Annotated in this window: 17 protein-coding genes; 7 read left to right on the forward strand and 10 right to left on the reverse strand. The window is 69.9% G+C overall.

Features of this window, described 5'->3' with window-relative positions; translation table 11 throughout:
• Positions 1-48 precede the first annotated feature (48 nt).
• Complete coding sequence (locus tag Hrr1229_RS14485; RefSeq protein ID WP_123112244.1) at positions 49-711, reverse strand: FxsA family protein; 663 nt, start codon at positions 709-711, stop codon at positions 49-51.
• Between the two features lie 119 nt (positions 712-830).
• Between Hrr1229_RS14485 and Hrr1229_RS14490 the strand changes: the two genes are divergently transcribed.
• Both Hrr1229_RS14490 and Hrr1229_RS14495 read left to right on the forward strand, forming a co-directional pair.
• Positions 831-1544 (forward strand): DUF1405 domain-containing protein, encoded by a 714-nt coding sequence (locus Hrr1229_RS14490; protein WP_123112243.1) that lies wholly within the window; start codon positions 831-833, stop codon positions 1542-1544.
• A 42-nt stretch (positions 1545-1586) separates the two neighbouring features.
• Complete coding sequence (locus Hrr1229_RS14495; RefSeq protein ID WP_123112242.1) at positions 1587-2633, forward strand: hypothetical protein; 1047 nt, start codon at positions 1587-1589, stop codon at positions 2631-2633.
• A 434-nt stretch (positions 2634-3067) separates the two neighbouring features.
• Here the strand turns inward: Hrr1229_RS14495 and engB are convergent, their stop codons facing one another.
• Both engB and Hrr1229_RS14505 read right to left on the reverse strand, forming a co-directional pair.
• Positions 3068-3688 (reverse strand): GTP-binding protein EngB, encoded by a 621-nt coding sequence (gene engB / locus Hrr1229_RS14500; RefSeq protein ID WP_123112240.1) that lies wholly within the window; start codon positions 3686-3688, stop codon positions 3068-3070.
• 84 nt (positions 3689-3772) lie between these two features.
• Positions 3773-4489 (reverse strand): DUF4013 domain-containing protein, encoded by a 717-nt coding sequence (locus Hrr1229_RS14505; RefSeq protein ID WP_123112239.1) that lies wholly within the window; start codon positions 4487-4489, stop codon positions 3773-3775.
• A gap of 168 nt (positions 4490-4657) precedes the next feature.
• Here Hrr1229_RS14505 and Hrr1229_RS14510 point away from each other — a divergent pair, with 168 nt between their 5' ends.
• Positions 4658-5500: a 5-formyltetrahydrofolate cyclo-ligase gene (locus Hrr1229_RS14510; protein WP_123112238.1), complete on the forward strand. Its 843-nt coding sequence runs from the start codon at positions 4658-4660 to the stop codon at positions 5498-5500.
• Positions 5501-5560: 60 nt separating this feature from the next.
• Here the strand turns inward: Hrr1229_RS14510 and Hrr1229_RS14515 are convergent, their stop codons facing one another.
• The 3 genes from Hrr1229_RS14515 to Hrr1229_RS14525 form a co-directional block, all read right to left on the reverse strand.
• The gene (locus Hrr1229_RS14515) at positions 5561-5764 is read right to left on the reverse strand and encodes a hypothetical protein (RefSeq protein ID WP_094522190.1); all 204 of its coding nucleotides are present in this window, start codon (positions 5762-5764) and stop codon (positions 5561-5563) included.
• Positions 5765-5928: 164 nt separating this feature from the next.
• Positions 5929-7023 carry an archaeosine biosynthesis radical SAM protein RaSEA gene (locus Hrr1229_RS14520; RefSeq protein ID WP_123112237.1) on the reverse strand — a complete coding sequence of 365 codons (1095 nt, stop codon included), beginning with the start codon at positions 7021-7023 and terminating at the stop codon, positions 5929-5931.
• Between the two features lie 37 nt (positions 7024-7060).
• Positions 7061-7459 carry a VanZ family protein gene (locus Hrr1229_RS14525; protein WP_255212593.1) on the reverse strand — a complete coding sequence of 133 codons (399 nt, stop codon included), beginning with the start codon at positions 7457-7459 and terminating at the stop codon, positions 7061-7063.
• Positions 7460-7864: 405 nt separating this feature from the next.
• Between Hrr1229_RS14525 and Hrr1229_RS14530 the strand changes: the two genes are divergently transcribed.
• The 3 genes from Hrr1229_RS14530 to Hrr1229_RS14540 all read left to right on the forward strand — a co-directional run bounded on the left by Hrr1229_RS14530 (position 7865) and on the right by Hrr1229_RS14540 (position 10627).
• Positions 7865-9796, forward strand: coding sequence for an aldehyde ferredoxin oxidoreductase family protein (locus tag Hrr1229_RS14530; RefSeq protein WP_123114815.1), 1932 nt, complete (start codon positions 7865-7867; stop codon positions 9794-9796).
• 76 nt (positions 9797-9872) lie between these two features.
• Entirely contained in the window at positions 9873-10196 is a 324-nt protein-coding gene (locus Hrr1229_RS14535; RefSeq protein ID WP_123112235.1) for a hypothetical protein, read from the forward strand.
• 62 nt (positions 10197-10258) lie between these two features.
• Positions 10259-10627, forward strand: coding sequence for a hypothetical protein (locus Hrr1229_RS14540; protein WP_123112234.1), 369 nt, complete (start codon positions 10259-10261; stop codon positions 10625-10627).
• Between the two features lie 20 nt (positions 10628-10647).
• Here the strand turns inward: Hrr1229_RS14540 and Hrr1229_RS14545 are convergent, their stop codons facing one another.
• The 4 genes from Hrr1229_RS14545 to Hrr1229_RS14560 are packed head-to-tail and all read right to left on the reverse strand — an operon-like array spanning position 10648 to position 13176.
• Positions 10648-11001, reverse strand: coding sequence for an AzlD domain-containing protein (locus Hrr1229_RS14545; RefSeq protein ID WP_123112233.1), 354 nt, complete (start codon positions 10999-11001; stop codon positions 10648-10650).
• Positions 10998-11687 carry an AzlC family ABC transporter permease gene (locus Hrr1229_RS14550; RefSeq protein WP_123112232.1) on the reverse strand — a complete coding sequence of 230 codons (690 nt, stop codon included), beginning with the start codon at positions 11685-11687 and terminating at the stop codon, positions 10998-11000. Before Hrr1229_RS14550 ends, Hrr1229_RS14545 begins: the two co-directional genes overlap by 4 nt.
• Positions 11688-11689: 2 nt before the next feature.
• Complete coding sequence (locus tag Hrr1229_RS14555) at positions 11690-12589, reverse strand: RNA methyltransferase (RefSeq protein WP_123112231.1); 900 nt, start codon at positions 12587-12589, stop codon at positions 11690-11692.
• Positions 12586-13176 (reverse strand): hypothetical protein, encoded by a 591-nt coding sequence (locus Hrr1229_RS14560; protein ID WP_123112230.1) that lies wholly within the window; start codon positions 13174-13176, stop codon positions 12586-12588. Before Hrr1229_RS14560 ends, Hrr1229_RS14555 begins: the two co-directional genes overlap by 4 nt.
• Before the next feature lie 157 nt (positions 13177-13333).
• Here Hrr1229_RS14560 and Hrr1229_RS14565 point away from each other — a divergent pair, with 157 nt between their 5' ends.
• The gene (locus tag Hrr1229_RS14565) at positions 13334-13873 is read left to right on the forward strand and encodes a DUF192 domain-containing protein (RefSeq protein ID WP_123112229.1); all 540 of its coding nucleotides are present in this window, start codon (positions 13334-13336) and stop codon (positions 13871-13873) included.
• Positions 13874-13925: the final 52 nt, after the last annotated feature.

Consider the following 13925-nt stretch of genomic DNA (forward strand, 5'->3'; position numbering starts at 1 on the left):
CCCCGCCGTCTCGCGGTTTCGACGCCGGGCGACCCGACGGTCTCGCGGTCAGTCGGTTCGCTCGGAGTCCTCGTCCTCGACCGTGTAGTCGACGTCGACCACGTCGTCAGCGCGATCCGGGTCGTCAAAGCGATCGCCGCCGTTTCCGCCGCCGCTGTCGGTCGCCCCGCCGGCGCCGCCCGCGCCGGGGAAGTCGTCGGGATCGTCGCCCGAGGGATCGCCGTCGAACCCGCTCCCGCCGAATCCGCCGCCGCCCATCGTGAAGCCGGCCCCGCTGCCGTTGCCGTCGCCGGGGAACCCGCCGATGTACACGTTGCCGGAGGCGAAGCCGTCGGTCTCGCTGTCGATGTACGGCACCACGACGTACTTTTTGAGCGCCATCCGGATCGGGACCCGAGAGAGCGGGAACGCGAGCAGGAAGCCGACCGCGTCCGTGACGAGCCCGGGGGTGAGCAGGAACGCGCCGGCGGCGATCAGCAGGCCGCCGTCGAGCAGCTCGTCCGTCGGCGGTTCGCCGCGGGCCAGCTTGCGCTGGACGCGCGCGAGCGTCGCCCGGCCCTCGGCGCGCAGGAGGAGCATGCCGAGCACGGCGGTCAACACGACCAGCGCGACCGTGACCGCCCACCCCAGCCGCGTCGCGACCACGATCAGGAACAGCGCGTCCACGAGGGGGACGACGAGCAGCAGCGCGAGCAGCGTACGCGGGCGCATACCACGAGGGTTCCCGCCGGGGACTCATAGCCCTTTTCGTCCCGGCGGCGGCTCGGAGTCCGTTCGGGGAGGCGATCCGCGACCGCCACGGCTTTGAGCGGCGGGTCCGACCCGAGGGTATGGACATCGTCGGCGCGCTCGGTCGCGAGCCCCCGGAGCGCGAGTCGCTGCCGCGGTGGGTCGCACCGCTGCCGAAGGCGCTGGAGAACGTCGCCTTCCGGTTCGCGTGGGTCATCGTCGCGATCAACCTCGTCGGCACCGCGTTCGGCTTCTGGTACTACCGGTTCCAGTTCCGGGAAGTGCCCGTCGAGATGTGGGCGTTCGTCCCGGACAGCCCGGGCGCGACGCTGCTCATCGCGCTCGCCCTCGCGGCGTGGGCGGTCGGCCGGTCGAGCGACACCCTCGCGGCGCTCGCCTTCTTCGGGAACATCAAGCTCGGGCTCTGGACCCCGTACGTGCTCGTCGTCTTCGCGCCGCGGTTCGTCGAGACGTCGGGGCCGCCGCTGTACGCGTTCCTGCTCGTGAGCCACCTCGGGATGGTCGTGCAGGCGTTCGTGCTCTACCGGATCACGGACTTCCCGCCGAAGGCGGTCGCCGTCGCGACCGCGTGGTACACCGTCGACCTCCTGATGGACTACTTCGTTCCCGTCACCGGCGGCGTGACACACACCTCGCTTCCGTACGCGGACGCCACCCCGTGGTTCACCACCACGGTGCTGCAGGTCGCGGCCGCCGGCGCGGTCGCGCTCACCGTGATCCCGCTGTTCTGGACGCTCGGGACGCACGTCGAGAAGCTTCGGGCCCGCCACGGTCCCGGTCGCGACGGGCGCTGACCGCGTCCCCTCTTTAAGTTCGCCGCGCCCGTCGGCCCACCCATGAGCGCCTACGAGCGGATCGCGGGGCTGTCCGTGACGATCGAATCGGTCGACCGGCGCCGATACACCGGCGAGACCACCAGCGGGTTCGAGCGGACCACCACCGAGTTCCGGCTCGCCGGCGACGGCGTCGTCGGGCGCGGCGAGGACGTCACCTACGAGGCCGAGGACCACGCCGCCCTCGTCGGGACCGACCACGTCGACATCGAGGGCGAGTGGACGATCGCGGAGCTCTCGACGCGCCTCGACGACGAGGACCTGTTCGCGCACGAGCCGCCTTCGCGGGAGCACTTCCGGAACTACCGCCGGTGGGCGGTCGAGAGCGCCGCGCTCGATCTGGCGCTCCGGCAGCGCGGCGAGTCGCTCGGGGAGTGCCTCGGTATCGAGCCGGATCCGGTGCGGTTCGTCGTCTCCACCCGGCTCGGCGAGCCGCCGACGACCGACCGCGTCGAGGAGCTGCTCGCGCTCGACGACGACCTGGAGTTCAAGCTCGACCCGACCCCGGACTGGCCGGAGGAGGCGTTCGTCACCCTCCGCGAGACCGACGCCGTCCGGATCCTCGACCTGAAGGGCTGGTACGAGGACACCGACGTCGACGTCGAGGCCGACCCCGAGCTGTACCGCGACGTGTTCGCCGCGTTCCCGGCCGAGATCGTCGAGGACCCCGCGCTCACGCCCGAAACGCGAGCCCTCGTCGAGCCGCAGGCCGACCGGCTCTCGTTCGACTACCCGATCGACGGCGTCGAGAGCCTCGAATCGCTCCCGGTCGACCCCGGCTACTGCAACATCAAACCCTCCAGGTTCGGCACCCTCGAATCGCTGTTCGAGACGATAGCGTACTGCGAGGACCACGGCATCGAGATGTACGGCGGCGGCCAGTTTGAGCTCGCCAGCGGGCGGGACGCGATCCAGACGCTCGCCGCCCTCTTCTACCCCGACGCTCCGAACGACGTGGCTCCCCGCCCGTTCAACGACCCCGAGGCGTCGCCGCCGTACCCGATGAGCCCGCTCCGGCCCGACCGCGACGCGGTCGGTTTCGAGTTCTGAGACGGTACGATCTCGGCCGAATGTCGCTCGACCATTTATAATAGAAATGGAATGCGGTGGCGCGTGCCTCCGAGCGCCCGCAGGGTGCGAGGAGCACGCGCGAGGGAGTCGCGAGCATAGCGAGCGACGAGGTTGGGGAGGCGTGAGGTGCGGTGCGGTGCGGGGTGGGACTCAAAGGGGCAGCCGCGAGGGCGGCGCACGCTCGCTGCGCTCCTCGGTCGCTCACTCCGTTCGCTCCCTCCGGTGCTTGCGTCGCCTCCGCCGCCCTCGCGGCTGGGGCTTTGGAGGTGTTCGCTGGCGATCCGGAGTCGCTCACGTATAACCGAGCGGCTGGGGCTTTGGAGCTGTTCACCGCCGAGTCGCCAGTGTCGACTTATAAACGAACACCTGCGACCTTCACGAACCGAACTCACGGTCCTGCCCGAAACGACCGATCAGGAGACGAACTTCAGCAGGTCGTCGCGGTTGTGGTCGTGAAAACGGGTCCGCAGGCACTCCTCTAACGCCTCGATGTCGCCGCGCTTCGCGCAGATCGGCGCCACGCGATCCGACCACTGCTGCCACGGCGGGTAGAGTCCGAGGCGGTCGCAGATCTCGTCGAGCCGCTCGTCGAGGTCGTCGATTTTGTCCGTCTTGTTGACGGCGATGATGGGTTCGACGCCGACGTCCTCCAGGAACCCGTATATCTCCACGTCGTGCGGGATGTTCCCGCGCTCGGCGTGCCGGTCGATGATGTCGACGGCCGCCTTCCCGTCCATTACGACGACGCCCGCGAGGATCGAGTCGGCGTTCTCCTCCAGGTAGCGGACGATGTTCGTCTTGATCGTCTCGCGGTGCTCCTCTTCGACGCCGGACATGAAGCCGAACCCGGGGAGGTCCGTGAACATGAAGCTCTCGCTGGACCAGTCGAAGTGGTTCGGCTGGCGGGTGACCCCCGGCTTGCCGCCGGTCGAGAAGTCGTGGCCCGTCAGCTCGCGCATCAGCGTGGACTTGCCGACGTTCGAGCGCCCCACGAGGACGACCTCGGCGTCGCGGTCCGGCCGGTCTTCGAACATACCCGTACGTGGGCGACTGAGCGGTTTAAAGGGCGCGTCGCGGCTCCGGTCCGCCCCGCCGAACTCGGCGGTTCGGTCCGTCGGTCAGACCGCCGGGCCGACGTCGTCGTCGGCCGCGCCCGCCGCGCGGCCGGGTGAGCCGTCCTCGATCCGGTCGTTGACCGACGCGAACGCCGAGCCGAACATCCGGAAGACGGCGACCTGCCCGTAGAACTGAACGAACGGGACCAAAAGGAGGCCGACGACGGTGACGGCCAGCAGCGCGGTCGCGATCCACATGACGACCGCCACGACGATGGGCATGAGCACCGCGACGAGGTACTCGGTGCTGAAAAGCGCCGGCTTCAGGAGCTCCGGGTCGAACGCGGCGCTCAGCTCCCCGCGGGCCGCGTACGCCGACAGCGCGGCGGGAACGGCGTAGTAGATCAGGAACAGCACGGGGATGAACGCCAGCGCCAGCAGGAGGCCGACCACGCCGACGAGCGCGCCGACGTCGCCGCCGACAGCGCCGCCGGTCCCGCTCACGACCCCCACGACGACCGCGTAGACGACCACCGGGATCACCGTGTACGCGAGGGTGATGATCGTCCCGATCACGCCCTTCGTCAGCAGTTCGCCCCAGTCGGTGAACTCCGGGGGGACCTCGTCGCCGCCGATCGTCCGCTCCAAGACGCGCACGAGGTAGCCGACGATGAGGAACGCCGGAATCACGAGCACCGAGAGGAGCCCCAGTATCCCGCCGATGACGATGCGGCCGATCCAGTCGCCGCGAATCGGATACGAGAGTCCGTCTTCTAACATACGACGAATCAACACCGATCTGATATATAAGTTCGGCGGTGAGTGCCGCCGGATCGGCGGACGGGCCGGACCGAGTCGCAATCGGCGGACCGAGTCGCAATCGGCGGACGGCCACCTCCCCGTGCTCGCGTTCGAGGCTTACTTGGCGGGTCGGACCGTCCATAATCCATGGACAAGCAGGCCGTCCGCGAGGCCGTCTGGGACGCCTTCGAGGCGGGCGACCAGGCCCGGTTCCCGTTCCCGCCCCACGACCGGATCCCGAACTTCGCGGGCGCGGACGCGGCGTGCCAACGACTGACCGAGACCGACGAGTGGGCCGCGGCGGCGACGCTCAAGTGCAACCCCGACGCCCCGCAGTTGCCGGTCAGGCGCGCCGCGCTCCGCGCCGGCAAGACGGTGTACGTGGCGCAGCCGCGGCTGCGCGACCCGGACCCGTTCCTCCGGCTCGACCCGGACGAACTCGCCGCGCCCGACGACGACGGCGCGGCCGACCGCCCGACGATCGACGACGCCACGACCGTCTCGGGGATCTCGACGCACGGCACGCCGGTCGCGCCGGAGGACGTCCCCCACGTCGACCTCGTCGTCTCCGGCTCCGTCGCGGTCACCACTGACGGCGCCCGCATCGGCAAGGGCGAGGGGTACAGTGACTTAGAATGGGGTATGCTCCGCGAACTCGACGCCGTGGACAGCGAGGCGCAACGCGCCTCTGGCAGTCGGGCGAAGCCCGACGACGACGAGACGACGGTCGCGACCACCGTCCACGAGCTCTCCGTGATCGACGGCCCGGCGTCGGCGCTGGCGGGCGAGGCCGGCGGAGCGGACGGCCCCGCGTCGAGTCGACTGCCCGAGCCGGACGCTCACGACGTGCCGCTCGATCTGATAACTACTCCCGAACGGACGATCCGGACTGAGACGCCGTACGAGCGGCCGTCCGGGGTCGACTGGGACGTGCTCGACGCCGAGCGACTGGACGACATTCCGGTGCTCGCGGAGCGGGCACCGGAGTGAAAACAACGGGATTCGGACGGCCGACCGTTCAGTTCGCGCGCTTCTCAGTTCGCGCGCTTCTCAGTCCGCTCGCTTCGGCGACGGCGCGGACCGCTCCGTGCGGTGGTCGGCGACGTGACCGCACTCGGGGCAGACGATGGTGCGCTCGTCGCCGTCGCTGACGACGAGCCACCCCTCCGAGACGGGGTTCTGGAAGCTACACTCCGCACAGAAGAGGACCGACTTCCGGCGGGACGACCGGGGACCGCTAGCGACTGCGTTCATGTGCAGCCGTAGGAGCCGGACGTATATGGGTCTTGTTCGACCTGATCGTTCGGTATATTCCGAACTATAACTCAAATCTGCGCCGTCTCTTGCTTATAAATCTCACATTCATTTCAGAAAGCGGAACAGAATCGATCGGTAGCTGTCGGCGGCGTCACCGATCGCTATCGCGCCAGCGGCATGTTGTAGCTCGTCTCCGCCTCCATCACGTGTTCCCACGTCGCCTCGCACTCGCAGGAGACCTGTGCGAAGACGCTCGGGTCTTGCCGCTTGTCGAAGTCCTTGATCGCGGTCTGGACGCGGTCGTCGCACTCGCCGCAGTTGTGCGCGCCCCGGTCGGAGCCGTGCCCCACGGGGTCTGAGACGACGATGGCGTCGACGTCGGCCGTTTCTTCGAGGACGTGCGCGACCGACCAGAGCCACGGCGGCCGGTAGCCGCCCTCGAAGAACAGCTCGTCGACCATCGTGTAGCGCTGGACGTTCGTGGGGTTCATCGAGACGGTGTGGCAGCCGTCGACGTCGGCGCAGCGCCGGATCGAGTCGATCATGTCGGCGGCGGCCTCCGGCTCCGCGAGGAACGGCGGCTTCATGAGGAGGTACGCCTTGATCCCAACGTCGGCGTCGAACTCGGCGTCCGCCGCGGCCGCCTCGGCGCAGGCGTCCTCGAAGTCGGCGAAGTCGAAGTATTTGTTCACGCAGTCGTGGCGCACCCGGTCGGTGGCCGTCTCCAGCCCGACGGCCACGTCGGTCGCGATCCCGTGGTCGGCGAAGTCGCCGATCTTCTCCCGACTCACGAAGTCCGGCAGCGACTCGACCACGATCCGGTCCCGGTCCGCGAACGTCTCCGCGATGGCCCGTCGGGTCTCCGCGGGCACCTCGCGCTCGTCGAGGAAGGACCCCGAGGTGTAGATCTTGATCAGCTCGGCGGGCGCGTCCGCCTCCTCCCGCTCGTGATCGAGACAGACCTCGATCTGGTTCATCAGGGCCTCGTGGCTCACGCTCCCGCCCTCCACGGACTCGGCGACGTAGCCGCACATCGTGCAGCCGCCGGCGCGGGCCCACCGGCACCCGCCCGTGTTTAAGATGATCGTGAGGGAGTTCACGACGCCGTCGGGCGTGTTGTCCTCGTCGATCCACACGCGGGTCGGCTGCGTCGGGTCGTACGTCTCCGAGCGCTCGGCGCGGATATCGCGCATCACGGCGTTGTGCGCGTCCATCCCGCGCCCCTGCTCGTACGCGTCGGGGCTCGGCTTACTCATTACCGGAGGGAGCGGCCGAGCGCGTAAAGCCGTGTCGTCATCGCGTACTCGTCCGCGCCGCGACCGGGCCGGCGACCGCGCCGGTGACCGCTCCGACGACGGCCCCCGCGGCGTTGAGCGCGGCGTCGGTCCACGCGAACGACCGCCACGGGATCGGCGCCTGCACGAGCTCGATCCCGAACCCGAACGCGGTCGCCGCGGCTACCGCCATGGCCGCGGCGACCGCGACGCCGCGTCGCTCCCGGTTCGCCGCGCGGACGAACAGGGCGGCCAGCACCGCGTAGCCGACGAAGTGGAACGGGGCGGTGAGCCCGAGCCCGGCCGGAAGCGCACCGACGATGAGGTCGAACGCGCCGTCGACGAGACCGCCGATCGCGCCGCCGGGGGCCCCACCCGACGACGCGGTCGGAACCGGGACCACCGAGCCGACGAACACGACGACCCCGAACGCGGCCGCGGCGGTCCGGGGTCGCGTCGCAGACGCTCCGGTGGTCGAATCCGGACCGTCGGATCGGGCTCGCCGGTCGGACGCGGAACCGGTCACGCTCCCGGTTCGCCTCGCGGGGAGTTATGGCTCACGGCTTCCAGAAGGGTTCATGACTCCCGAGCGGCCGGGCGCCGGCGCGTGCTCCCCGTCGAAACCGCTCGCTCGCACGGGGCGACGATCTCCGCCGATACCGCACCTCACCGGGGCGCTGTCTCCGAGTCTCGACCGCGTCGCCGCCGCGCCGGATTTATAAACGCCCCTCACGTGACACGCGACGAATCGTAACCGGTTTCGGCTACGTCGGGAGGTGAACACCTAACACGCTACAGTCCGTCTATAATGAACGAGCATTACATGACTGAAATGGGCGGCTACAGAGACCGAGTTGCACAGGTCGATCTCGGCGAGGGAGCGGTCGAGTACCGCGGGATCGACGACGAGGACGCGAAAAAATACATCGGCGCGCGCGGCCTGGGCGTCAAGTACGTCTTCGACGCCGGCCCGGACGTGGACCCGATGGGACCGGACAACCGACTGGCGTTCATGACGGGCCCCCTCACGGGGACCCAGACCGTGATGAGCGGCCGCATCGCGCTGGTGACCAAGTCTCCGCTGACGGGGACGGTCACCGACTCCCATCACGGCGGCTGGTCCGGCGCGCGGCTCAAGTGGGCGGGGCTCGACGGCATCCTGCTCGACGGCGAGAGCGACGACCCCGTCTACCTGCTCGTCGAGGACGGCGAGGTCGAGGTACGCGACGCCTCCCACCTCTGGGGCCAGGGCGTCCACGACACGATCGATGATCTCGGCGAGGAGGTCGAAGGGTCGGTCGGCAAGAACCTCTCCGTGATGGCGATCGGGCAGGGCGGCGAGAACGGCGTCCGCTACGCCTGCGTCATCAACGAGGACGACCGGGCGTCGGGCCGCGGCGGCACGGGCGCCGTGATGGGCGCGAAGAACGTGAAGGCCGTCGTCGTGAAGGGCGGCACCGACATGCCGAAGCCCGCCGACTCGGAGACGTTCCAGGAGGGCTACCAGCAGGCGATGGAGGTCATCCGGGAGTCGGACGTCACCGCGCCCAACGAGGGCGGGCTCTCGATGTACGGCACCAACGTCCTGATGAACGCGACCGAGGAGATGGACGGCCTCCCGACGAAGAACGCGCAGCACACGTCGACGGAGGCGTACAGCGAGACCGACGGGATCGACGTCCAGGCCGAGCGCGTCTCCGGCGAGAACGTCCGCGAGAACATCCTCGTCGACGAGCCGACGTGTCACTCCTGTCCGGTCGCCTGTAAGAAGGAGGTCGAGGTCGACGTCACCCACAAGGGCGAGGACCTGAACGTCCGCATGGAGTCGTACGAGTACGAGTCCGCGTGGGCGCTCGGCCCGAACTCCGGTCACGACGACCGCGACGAGATCGCGGTCATGCTCGACCGGTGTAACGACCTCGGCATCGACACGATCGAGGCCGGGAACATGATGGCGATGGCGATGGAGATGAGCGAGGAGGGCAAACTCGAGGGCGTCGGTCACCTCGACTGGGGCGACTCCGAGACGATGATCGACCTCCTCGACGAGATCGGCCACCGCTCGTCGGACCTCGGCGACCTTCTCGCGGAGGGGCCCGAGCGCGTCGCCGACGCGAAGGACGCGCACGGCAACAAGCTCTCCGTCAAGGGTCAGACGATGGCCGCCTACGACCCGCGCTGCATGAAGGGGATGGGGATCGCGTACGCGACCTCCAACCGCGGCGCGTGCCACCTGCGCGGCTACACGCCGGCCGCCGAGATCCTCGGGATCCCGGAGAAGGTCGACCCGTACGAGTGGGAGGGCAAAGGCGAGCTCACCGCCACCTTCCAGGACCTGCACGCGGTGTCGGACTCGTTCGACATCTGCAAGTTCAGCGCGTTCGCCGAGGGGATCGAGGAGTACGTGCTCCAGTACAACGGCATGACCGGCCGCGACCTCTCCGAGGACGAGCTGTTCGAGGCGGGCGAGCGGGTGTACAACCTCGAACGCTACTTCAACAACCTCGCCGGCTTCGACGGCGCGGACGACACGCTGCCGAACCGCTTCATCGAGGGGCACCCGGACGCCATCCCCGGCACGGGCGCCAGCGAGGGCGAGCTGGTCGAGCTCGACGAGATGAAGGCGGAGTACTACGAGACCCGCGACTGGGTCGACGGCGTCGTCCCCGACGAGAAGCTCGAGGAGCTCGGGATCGACATCGGCCCGGGTACCGGCGTCTCCGCCGGCGACTCCGCGGCTCCGGCCGACGACTGAGGAGGGCCGCCGCGCGACCGGCGCGCGACTCCGGTTCGCGTTTATTTTTAAGTGACCCGCGCCGGTAGCGGCGTCCATGGCGCACGACCCGCTCTCGCCCGCCGAGGCCCTCCGCACGCGACTCGGCACCGTCGTCGCGACCGTGCCCCTCCTGACGCTCGTCTACTCCGTCGTGATCGCCGCGCAGCCGCTGCTCGGACTCATCGTCGCCTTCGGGCTCACCCTCGGACCGTACCTCTCGTACCGCCTGTTCGCCGCGCTCGACGCGCTCGCGGACGCCGCCCAGCGGATCGCCGACGCCCGCGAGCGCGAGGCCGAGCGGGGGGACCAGTTCGGATCGGTCGCCGAGCGGGAGGAGTCGTCCGCCGACCGAGTCTCGGAGCGCGAGCGCGGGCGGTAGCCCGTCTCGCGACACGAGAACGCGGCGTCTTATTTAAGCCGTGAGCCGTCCATCTGGCGGGTATGAACCCCCGCCCAGTCGCGGCGGTCGGCGTCGCGCTCACGACGTTCCTCGTCGTCGCCGCCGTCATCACCGAGGCGCTCGCGGCCCGGATCGCCTTCTCGGCGCTCGTCGGCCTCCCCGTCGGCGTCGTGTTCGGAGTCGCCGCGGGCGCGGCCGTCCGGGCGCGCCTCTGGCGCTCGCCGCGGTTCAGGCCGGTCCTGCTCGGGACCGCCGCGTTCGGGTACGCGCTGCTCGCCGTCGCCGCCGTCTCGTACGCCGTGCCGCCGGCTCGCGGCCTCGTGAGCGTCGCGACCGCGGTCCCGGTCGCCGGGCTCTGCGCGGTCGCGGTCGCGCTCCTCGCGCGGCGGTACTCGGGGCGAATCGGTTGAGACTGACCGACTGGAGCGCCTCACGCGAAGACGACGAACCGGAACAGCCACAGGACGCCCATCCCGACCGCGATGGTCGCGAACACGTTCTCGGTGCGCCACGCGACGACGCCGGCGACGGCGCCCGCGATCAGCCGCTCGTCGAGGAGCGTCGCGGTGACGGAGGGGCCCAGCGTTACCAGATCCGGGAGGACGAGCGCGGCGAGCACCGCCGGGGGGACGTAGCGCAGGGGACGCTTTATCCGGGGCGGCACCTCGTCGATCCGGCCGAACAGGTGGATAAAGGAGAGCCGGAAGCCGTACGTGGCGACCCCGATGAGGACGATAGCGAGCCAGACGCGCGGGGAGCTTACGGCGGGAAGCGCGCCCGTCACTCGCCGATCACCTCCACCGCGAGGCCGACGACGATGCCCGTGATCGCCCCGACGAGCAGTCCGAGGTTCAGCGGGAGCCCGGCGGCGACGACCGCGACCGCGCCGGCTGCGACGCCCGCGGCCGTGGTCGGCCGGTCTTTCATCGCGGGGACGAGGAGCGCGAGGAAGACGAGCGGCACCGCGAAGGTGAGTCCCCACGCGTCGGGGACGCCGGCGCCGACGACGACGCCGACGACCGTCCCGATCTGCCAGACCACCCACAGCGACGCGGCCGCGCCGAGGTAGTAGCGCCAGCGGCTACGCCCGGGGTCCTCGTCGAACTCCGCGACCGAGAGCGCGTACGCCTGGTCGGTGAGCAGGTACGCGAGGCCGGCCCGGAGCCGGCGGCCGTACTCCGCGAAGTACGGCGCGATGGAGGCCGAGTACATCACCATCCGGACGTTGATCACGACCGCCGTGCCGACCACGACCGCGAGCGGCGCGTCCGCCCCGAGCAGGTCGAGCGCGGCGAGCTGGGAGGCCCCGGCGAACACGATCACCGACATGCCGACCGCCTCCGCGAGGCCGAGGCCGGCGTCGACCGCGGCGATGCCGGCGACGAGCGCGAACGGGACGATGCCGAGCATCAGCGGCGACACGTCCCGCACGCCGGCCCAGAGGTCGCCGTCGAGGAGGGAGTCGCTCACGGCTATCGCTCCCGCGGGTAGACGGGTTCGTCGTACTTCGCGGCGAGGTGCTCGGCGTGCTCCAGTTTCGCGTTCGCCTTGCGGAACGTGCCCAGCAGCGAGTGAACCTCGCGTTCGGTCGGGTGCGCGCGCCCGAGCAGCCGCCGCATCAGCAGCGCGTTCTTCTCGACCTGATGCTCGCGCTGGCCGGTCGCCTCCAGGAACTCGCCGAAGAACTCGTGGAAGCGCTCCAGGTCGGCCTCGGGGGCCCGCGTGACCGCCGTATCCGGGAGCTGCGTCTCGTCGACGGTGAGATCGCGGAGCTCGTAGAGGAGGACGGTCGCGGCCTGGCCGAGGTTCAACACCGGGTAATCGTCGTCCGCGGGGATCGAGCACACCTCGTCGAGCCGCGAGAGCTCCTCGTTGTTGAGCCCGCGGCCCTCGCGGCCGAAGACGATCGCGGTCGGCGCGTCGACGGTCTGCAGCGACTCCCGGAGCTCGGCGGGGGTCTTGAACGGGAAGCGCTCGTGGCTCCGGTCGTCCTCGCCGGTGATCGCCGTGGTCCCGACCGTGTGGTAGTTCGCGACGACCTCGTCGAAGGTCACCTCCTCGGCGTTCGGGAGCACGTCCTCGCGGGCGTGGCCGGCGAAGCCGTACGCCTCGCCGTCCTCCTTCAGCTCGGGCGGATCGACCAGCTTGAGCTCGGAGAGGCCGAAGTTCTTCATCGCGCGGGCGATGGTGCCGACGTTGCCGGGGGTCTCCGGCTCGACGACGACCACGACCGGCTTGCGGCGGGCCGAGCGGTCGGAATCCGTGGAGTCTGCCGAGTCACCGGAGTCGGCCGGGTCACCGGAATCGGCCGGGTCACCGGAATCGGCGCTCGCGTCGCCCTCGCTGACCGCGCCCTCGTCCCCGCCGCTCATCGGTTCGACGGGTAGTCGGTCGAGAGGTCGGCGTCCCGGAACTCGTCTTCGTCCAGCTCGTCTTCGGAGTCACCTTCGTCGTCCTCCCCGGCGAGTTCGAGGATGTCGATCCGGTCGCCCTCGAAGTCCTGCTCGACGCGCTCTTGGATCTCCTGTTGGTCCGGCAGGTCCGGGAGCCCCTCCGGGTCTTCCTCGACGTGCTCGACGGAGCCGTACCCCTCGGGGGCCTCGTTGCCGGCCGCGACCCACTCGTGGAAGCGGTCGCCGAACTCCACGCTGCCGGCGTGCTCGCTCCCGCCCTCCTCGCGGTACCAGTAGATCAGGTCGGGCTCGTGTTCCGGGCAGCACAGCACCTCGCCTTCGGGCTCCCCGTAGACGATCTCGGCCTGGTTACAGCGGTGGACCTCGCTTTCGCCGTGTTCGAGGTAGCAGACGTCGCACGGCTCCTCGACGAGACCCACGAGCCTGAAGAGCCGCTCGCGGGGCCCCTCGGGGATCTCGTCGAGCGGCTTGAGCTCGCCGTCGCCGGTGAAGATCTCCTCCTCGTCGAACCGCCATCCGCGGAGGCCGACGCTCACTTTCGCCATGCGCGGCGCTACACGCGGCGCGGATAAAAGCGCGTCCTTCCCGGAACGAGCGCGCTCGTCGGCCCGAGCGTTCGTTCCGCGGCCAAGACGGTCGACCTCCTCGGCGGTCGGCGACCCCTCCGCGGGGCATATACGCGAGCGACTCGTACTTCGGGCCATGCGACGCCGGAACCTGCTGGCCGCGATCGGTGCGGGCTCGATCGGCGCACTCGCCGGCTGTGCGGGGGCCACTCCGGCCGGAACCGACCCCGACGGCGGCGAGGGAGCGGACCCCGCGACCGACTGGCCGTCCGGCGCCTACGCCGACTACGCGACGACCGACGTCGAGGCTCGAACCGCCGACGGCGACCTCCTCGGGACGGTGACCGCGGCGGTCGCCGAGACCGGCGATCAGCGACGCCTCGGACTCAGCGACGCGGAGACGCTCCCCGAGGATGCCGGCATGCTGTTCGTCTTCCCGGCGCCGCAGGACTCGCTCACGTTCGTCATGCGCGAGATGGACTTCGGGATCGACATCGTCTACGCCGACGCCGAGGGGACGGTCGTCGAGATCCACAACGCGCCGGAACCGGGGCCGAACGAGGACGGCAGCGAGCAGGAGTACCCCGGATCGGGTCGGTACGTGCTGGAAGTTCCTTATAAATGGACCGACCGCCACGGCGTCGAAACCGGCGACGAGCTGGCGTTCGAGCTGTGACACTCGTGGAGGAGTTATTTGTGTCTCACAAGCCAACTTTTATTATTATCTG

Source organism: Halorubrum sp. CBA1229 (assembly GCF_003721435.2).
In the GTDB taxonomy this organism is placed as follows: Archaea; Halobacteriota; Halobacteria; order Halobacteriales; family Haloferacaceae; genus Halorubrum.

Bases quoted from the DNA above. Each gene is read 5' to 3' on its own strand.
- engB (WP_123112240.1), bottom strand. From the start codon at position 3,688: ATGTTCGAAGACCGGCCGGACCGCGACGCCGAGGTCGTCCTCGTGGGG.
- Hrr1229_RS14565 (WP_123112229.1), top strand. From the start codon at position 13,334: ATGCGACGCCGGAACCTGCTGGCCGCGATCGGTGCGGGCTCGATCGGC.
- Hrr1229_RS14540 (WP_123112234.1), top strand. From the start codon at position 10,259: ATGAACCCCCGCCCAGTCGCGGCGGTCGGCGTCGCGCTCACGACGTTC.
- Hrr1229_RS14485 (WP_123112244.1), bottom strand. From the start codon at position 711: ATGCGCCCGCGTACGCTGCTCGCGCTGCTGCTCGTCGTCCCCCTCGTG.
- Hrr1229_RS14560 (WP_123112230.1), bottom strand. From the start codon at position 13,176: ATGGCGAAAGTGAGCGTCGGCCTCCGCGGATGGCGGTTCGACGAGGAG.
- Hrr1229_RS14495 (WP_123112242.1), top strand. From the start codon at position 1,587: ATGAGCGCCTACGAGCGGATCGCGGGGCTGTCCGTGACGATCGAATCG.
- Hrr1229_RS14505 (WP_123112239.1), bottom strand. From the start codon at position 4,489: ATGTTAGAAGACGGACTCTCGTATCCGATTCGCGGCGACTGGATCGGC.
- Hrr1229_RS14490 (WP_123112243.1), top strand. From the start codon at position 831: ATGGACATCGTCGGCGCGCTCGGTCGCGAGCCCCCGGAGCGCGAGTCG.
- Hrr1229_RS14520 (WP_123112237.1), bottom strand. From the start codon at position 7,023: ATGAGTAAGCCGAGCCCCGACGCGTACGAGCAGGGGCGCGGGATGGAC.
- Hrr1229_RS14510 (WP_123112238.1), top strand. From the start codon at position 4,658: ATGGACAAGCAGGCCGTCCGCGAGGCCGTCTGGGACGCCTTCGAGGCG.
- Hrr1229_RS14515 (WP_094522190.1), bottom strand. From the start codon at position 5,764: ATGAACGCAGTCGCTAGCGGTCCCCGGTCGTCCCGCCGGAAGTCGGTC.
- Hrr1229_RS14555 (WP_123112231.1), bottom strand. From the start codon at position 12,589: ATGAGCGGCGGGGACGAGGGCGCGGTCAGCGAGGGCGACGCGAGCGCC.
- Hrr1229_RS14535 (WP_123112235.1), top strand. From the start codon at position 9,873: ATGGCGCACGACCCGCTCTCGCCCGCCGAGGCCCTCCGCACGCGACTC.
- Hrr1229_RS14530 (WP_123114815.1), top strand. From the start codon at position 7,865: ATGACTGAAATGGGCGGCTACAGAGACCGAGTTGCACAGGTCGATCTC.